Raw genomic sequence first — 6596 nt, forward strand, 5'->3', positions numbered from 1 at the left:
ATTTTCTCTCAGAGATGGGGATTTAGCATTACGTACTATAAACTCCACCGATCCGCTCATCTTGAGATTAAACGGATTGAAACTTACCTTTAATAATGCCACGAGTGTAAAGGGGGATGTTTTCACCTATCAGAAGAATGACAAGGACCTGAATGCAACGATTGAACTCAATAACAAAGATAAAACCTGGAATATAGGATTGTTAGGAAAGCGGATTTCAAATAACTATGTAGGTCCAGAACTTACTCTTGGCCTTCAAATCGGAAATAAATCGGCGTCTTCATTGATTAATATCAATCAGACAACTCGTCTGAAGACACCAAACATTGCCTCCTCAACGATAGAAGGCTTTCTCTCTGAATTGAATGCTTTGGTGTGATACCCATATCATTATAATGAGGGGAAAAATGATGAATAGAGCCAGAGAAAAAAATTACCAGGAATCTGGTTTTAAAATAATGTTGTACAAACAAATTTCCGCTGTACTCTTTTTTTTGTTAATTCTGTCAGGATGTGGAATCAGTGCAGAAATTCTACCTGAATTTGTAGGGGTTCCCATAAATGGACCAGCACCATTAGTGGTCTCGTTTATTGATCAGAGTTCAAGTACATCCAATATATCAGGATACTTATGGAATTTTGGAGATGGGAGTAATTTCTCAACAGAAAAAAATCCATTACATATCTACCAGGGAAGAGGGAAATATAACGTTAGCCTGAAGATTACTGATGAATTTGGAATAAACAACATTACAACCAAGCAATCTTACATCCACGCTCGCCCGTCCACATATCCAAATGTCAGGTTCATGGCAACTCCAGAAAATAGCACCACAACCCGGCCAATACAGTTCATGGACCAATCAGAACTTGACCCTGATGTTCCTGATGAGATGTATACCTATATCTGGGATTTTGGCGATGGAACCACTGATACCACAAACACGAGAAATACGTATCATACCTATACAAATCCGGGAATCTACACCTCAACCGTGCAGATACAGGATCAGTTCGGCGAAAAACATCATGCCCCAGCTCCTGTTCCTGTCACTATCACCAATGAATCATCACCCTTTGTTGCTATGTTTACTTCAGTCCCGACAACTGGGTCTGCTCCATTATATGTTTCATGTATCGATCAAAGCAGGAGTACTACTCCGATACTCAATTATCTTTGGGATTTTGGCGATGGAAGCACGACATCAACAGAAAAAAATCCCTCACATACCTATGTAGGGAGGGGAACATATAATGTCAGCCTCACTATTACAAATTCTGGTGGAGAAAAAACTACCGCATCAATGCCGGCATATATTCATGTCAAACCGTCCGTGTACCCGAATGTAAAATTCACTGCAGTTCCTCATAATACAACACCTTCTCATGAGGTTTATTTCATCGATCAGTCAGATCTTGATCCTGCAGTTCCTGATGAGATGTATACCTATATCTGGGATTTTGGAGACGGATTAACTGACACATCAAACATGAGAAACGTTCAGCATACCTATTCAAAGGGTGGGGAGTATTTCGCTCAGTTACAGATTCAGGACCAGACAGGAGCAAAACATAAATCTTCTGCTTCAGTACCAATTACGGTAACCAATTCTTCAACGCAACCACAGGCATCATTTACCGCACATCCTTTGAATGGGTCAGCTCCACTATTCGTCTCTTTTACCGATGATAGTATAAGCACTGTTCCTATTACCGGATATGCATGGGATTTTGGAGATGGGATAACCAGATTACGTGAAAAAAATCCATTCCACACCTACCAGAAAAATGGCACCTATGACGTTACTCTGACGATTACCACAGCGGATGGTCTGAATACAACAACCACGAAACCATCGTATATACACGTTGAACAAAATACGTATCCAATGGTAAAGTTTTCTGCGTTTCCTCTAAAAGGGCCCGCTCCCCAGGTAGTTAATTTTATTGATCAATCAATACTTGACCCTCGAATACCTGAAAGATTGTATCAATATATATGGAATTTTGGTGACGGATCACAACCCGATACCTCAAATAAGAGGAACATTAAGCATCGATACGAAAAACCAGGAGAATATCATCCTCAATTGCAGATCAAGGATCTGCATGGAATAATATACACCTCTCCAGATCAGGTTATAATTAATTTAACCGGTAAAAAACGACCACTTACCGCATTATTTAATGCCTCTCCCACAACAGGTGAAGTTCCATTAGAAGTGAGGTTTACTGATAAGAGTATCAGTATGGATCCACATTTGAAATATGCATGGAACTTTGGTGATAATACTCCTGAATCTTCAGAAAAAAATCCGACTCATTGGTATACGACCCCTGGAACCTATAATGTCTCTTTGACAATTACCTCTGATCGATTGGGATCAGATACCTGTTTACAGAGCAATTATATCACCGCATCGAATCCTGCATCATGTACGATTATGGCCACATCGTCACCGGGAGGAACTATCTCCCCCTCTGGTCTGGTAAAGGTTATCAAAAATGCTGATCAATCGTTCATTATAACTCCTGATACCGGTTTTGTGACAAAGGATGTTCAGATTGATAACAGAAGTATCGGATCAGTATCCGAACACACCTTTGATCATGTTCATGAAAACCATACTATTCATGCAGTTTTTGGAGAAAAAACCGATTTACCTGTAGCGAGGTTTACGGTTGACAAGCGATCCGGGTCAGTACCTCTCACGATTCGGTTTACTGATACTTCCACCGGGTCTCCGAACTCCTGGTACTGGAATTTTGGGGATGAACAAGGTTCGAGCGAGCAAAATCCATCTCATACCTATACCACCTCAGGTCAATTTACCGTTGAACTAACGATTCGAAATAACGTTGGAATGAGTGATTTTATACAACCTTCATATATCATTGCAATATAGAGGCCGTGGTATTTCCTCTAATTGCATCGTTGGGATGTAACACTTCCCAACACCGTTTGAGTCTATTATTTTTCACTCTGATACCACCCTTACACCATCGAGGTTCGGGAATCCATACAAAACACCTTGGTAGGAGCAATCGTAATTTCCATTTTCATTCTCTTCAATAAGAATAGGTCCGTGTTTTCTGCTAAATTTCCTTGAATTACTCTTCCTTTGTGTCCACTTTCAGGCCGGAAACATATTGCCCTCTGGGATAAGAAGTAGTAACTGTTATTCTGATTCACAAAAGAACCGGAAGATAATATGACTCAAATGAATATAATTTTAAAAATAGGGCTATTCATGCTCTTAGTTATGATCTGCAGTGTCTCTGCAGATCGTCTACCGAATCTGCAGCCTGAAGGTCAGCACATTTCTCCGGAGGTAATAACGGGAGTATCCAAGACTCCAGGTTCAAATGGTACAGGAAATGTTGCTATTGCACCTCAAGTCACGGTAAAGGAGGATACTTCCGTTATTTCTCTCATTCTCGGCATTATGCCTGTATTTGGGGATAATGAAGAAAACCCTTTGGCATTAAAGAAGATCAGTTCTGCTGAAGGTCTGGAACTGTATTTTATAAATCAGACCCGGGCGAATGAAGAAAAACTGGCTAAAGAAAAAGCGATCAACTCACAAAAAAAGGATTATACGTTTGGTATAACGGATCCGGGAAAAGTGAATTATAACTTCGAATCTCAGGCAGTGGCTGGATCTCTTCAGAATGGAGGCTCACGACATCCGGTAATGGAACCTGAAAACCAGGTATTTTCCTTAGATTCGGCAACTGGCAACTCCCAGTCCAGATCCGGAACCGATGTTGCATCAACATACTCTACAACAAATATCCAGGTTACCGGAGTAGATGAACCTGATTTTATCAAAAATGATGGCAAGTATATCTACCTCATCAGTAAAAATACCCTGACGATTGTTGACGCATATCCTGCTCAAAATGCCAAAATTGTTTCGCAGATCCCTGTTGAAGGCGATGTATCTGATATTTTTCTGAACGGAGATCGTCTGGTTATATTTACCGGGAAAAATGGTCAGAACTTGATAAAACTTGCAGGATCAGTTGCCCCGGTTCCAAGTTCAGAATATCAGACCCATGCACTTGTCTACTCGATTATTGACCGTGCTCATCCGGAGTTATTGCGTGACATCAGCATTCCTGGGAAATACCAGAATGCACGGATGATTGATGGTGACATCTACGTACTCAACCAGGAGAGTCGGACTGCAGGTGACTACCATATGCCTGTCCTTTTTGACGGGAAAAAGGAGATCGCAATAAGAAATGTCCGGGCCCCTCAGGTTCCTCCGGAAAATTATGTATTCTACTCTCTTTCATCATTTAATATTCATAATGACGCACAGCCCACTGCAGAATCATTTCTCCTGGGCCGGGATAGCACGCTCTATGTTTCTCCCGGAAATGTGTATATCGCCTACAAGAATCAGGGAACTAATCCGGGGTCAATGCCTGCTCAACAGAAATCAATTGTACACCGGTTTAGTATTAAAGATGGAAAAATCTCGTATAAATCCACCGGAATATTCCCCGGATACCTTCTCAACCAGTTTTCCCTTGATGAATTTGAGGGAAATCTCCGGGTTGCAACCACAATAGACGTGACTGGCAATAATGGTGGGCGTTCGAATGGAGTGTATGTTCTTGATCCTGATATGATCGTGATCGGGAGTCTGGATCATCTGGCATCTGGTGAGAAGATCTACTCAGCTCGGTTTATGGGTGATCTGTTATATCTGGTCACCTTCAAAACAATGGACCCGCTCTTTGTTATTGATCTCTCGAATCCTAAAAATCCGGGTATTTTAGGAGAACTTAAGATTCCGGGATACTCTGATTACCTTCATCCATATGATGAAACCCATCTGATAGGAATCGGAAAAGATACCACTCCGAATCAATGGGGAGTCTCTGCAACCGGCATAAAGATTGCATTATTTGATGTATCGAATCTCACAAACCCCCTGGAGGTAGGCCATGTCATTATCGGAGAGAAGGGTTCTGACTCCGAAGTCCTCCATGACCATCGGGCGTTCCTGTTAGATCAGCGTAATAATGTGATGGCCATACCCATTAAGGAGATAACAAATACTCCGACACCGGGAAGTCAGTATAATGGCTCATATATTCCGTCCATCTGGCAGGGAACCTATGTATATGGGATAGATCCGAAGAACGGGTTTACCGAAAAAGGAAAAATAACCAAGGAAACGATAACCATGAATAATTATTATGAGCAGGGCTCTGCGGTTAAACGATCTCTGCTCATGGATTCAATTCTATATACGATATCTCCTCAAAATATTATGGCTACTGATATCAATGATATTTCACGACCGTTAGCAAATATTACGTGGTAATCAGGAGATCTGGGTCTAATCAGGAGAAGTCCTGCTTAGATCCATATCGAATTATAACTTATTTTCGGGAAAATTCGAAATCCTGATCTTATCTCCATTTTTCAACATCCTAACTGCAGAAAAACATATATCAGTTATCCCTGTTTGGTTAGCACTGTTTACAGGGATATGGTCATTTTTTTAGAATCGGTTTTTCTGATGATTGGAGCAATAAAGGAAGTATTAGCATTGCCACAGTAGGTTTTAAATTGAAAAATGATACGATGATCTCATGTATTCTATCTAACCAAATTAAATAATAAGGTACATAATACTCACATATTTTTATATATTATAACATTCGTTTTATGGTTTGTGGTAAAACCATGATCGAAAGACACGACTTTCCGATGTGGGGAGCAATTATATTAGTTGTATTATTAACTTTAACCGCGTTAATTGCGTATGCATACCGTTTTTTTTATTTTGAAAACGCGGGAGGAGCTGAATTTTATCTCTCGATCCTTCTTGTTCTCAGTGTAATCTTGCTTTTGGTATTTCTCACGTTTACTGCTGTTATTTTTAAATATCTCGGCTTGTCTGATCGTTCTCAGTCTCTGGGTCTCCCTGAAGGAAGTATTCGGGCGGTAATTGCATTAAGCCTCATTCTCATTTTTATGACGAGTTCGATCCTCCTGTATGAGGAAGTCGAAAAACATAGTAGTCCTTCAGTGAGTAATTATACCAATATTACGCAAAACCAACTTGATGACATTCCAATTGGAGAGATAGCCTATATTCAACGTTCTGTAGAGCTGAATAATGAAACACTTTTCAATGCAGGGCGAAAAACGGAAAAAGGTAAGGCAGGAGAAGATATTGCAAAACAGATTATCACCACCGTGAGTACTTTGGTTGTTGCGGTAGCTGGTTTCTACTTTGGAAGTAAGGCTATGGGAGGAACCAGCGGGAGCGTTACAGCAGTTCCGGTTATTCGCAGTATTAATCCAACTCAAAGTGTACGAGGGAAAGAGATTGAATTCAAGGTTTTTGGAAGAAATTTTGAATTAGTGAGGGAAGTAAAACTAATTTGCGATTCTATAGAGATATCATGTACTGATGTTACCTCAAATTCTTCATTGATAGTCTGTAAATTGACTATCCCCAACGATCCTATTGGGTATCCCGGAGGTTCAGAAAAAAAATGGGCCGTTGTAGTGAAAAGTTCAGATATTGGAGAAGACACACTTGGTGGTTTATTTACCATCATCGAAG

At 40.4% G+C, this 6596-nt stretch carries 4 protein-coding genes; all 4 read left to right on the plus strand.

What is annotated here, in order from left to right; genetic code table 11:
* On the plus strand, window positions 1-379 hold a 379-nt coding region (locus LUQ50_RS04330; protein WP_300036715.1), incomplete at its 5' end, for a hypothetical protein.
* Window positions 380-458: 79 nt separating this feature from the next.
* On the plus strand, window positions 459-2906 hold the full coding sequence (locus tag LUQ50_RS04335) for a PKD domain-containing protein (RefSeq protein ID WP_300036718.1): 2448 nt from the start codon (window positions 459-461) through the stop codon (window positions 2904-2906).
* Between the two features lie 345 nt (window positions 2907-3251).
* Window positions 3252-5342, plus strand: a complete 2091-nt coding sequence (locus LUQ50_RS04340) for a beta-propeller domain-containing protein (protein ID WP_300036721.1) — start codon at window positions 3252-3254, stop codon at window positions 5340-5342.
* A 365-nt stretch (window positions 5343-5707) separates the two neighbouring features.
* The coding region (locus LUQ50_RS04345; RefSeq protein WP_300036724.1) for a hypothetical protein at window positions 5708-6596 on the plus strand (889 nt) is incomplete at its 3' end.

The sequence above is a fragment of the Methanospirillum sp. genome, assembly GCF_028679455.1.
GTDB lineage: Archaea > Halobacteriota > Methanomicrobia > Methanomicrobiales > Methanospirillaceae > Methanospirillum.

Excerpts from the sequence above, each read along its gene's own strand:
- LUQ50_RS04335 (WP_300036718.1), top strand. The coding sequence starts at position 459 with ATGTTGTACAAACAAATTTCCGCTGTACTCTTTTTTTTGTTAATTCTG.
- LUQ50_RS04340 (WP_300036721.1), top strand. The coding sequence starts at position 3,252 with ATGCTCTTAGTTATGATCTGCAGTGTCTCTGCAGATCGTCTACCGAAT.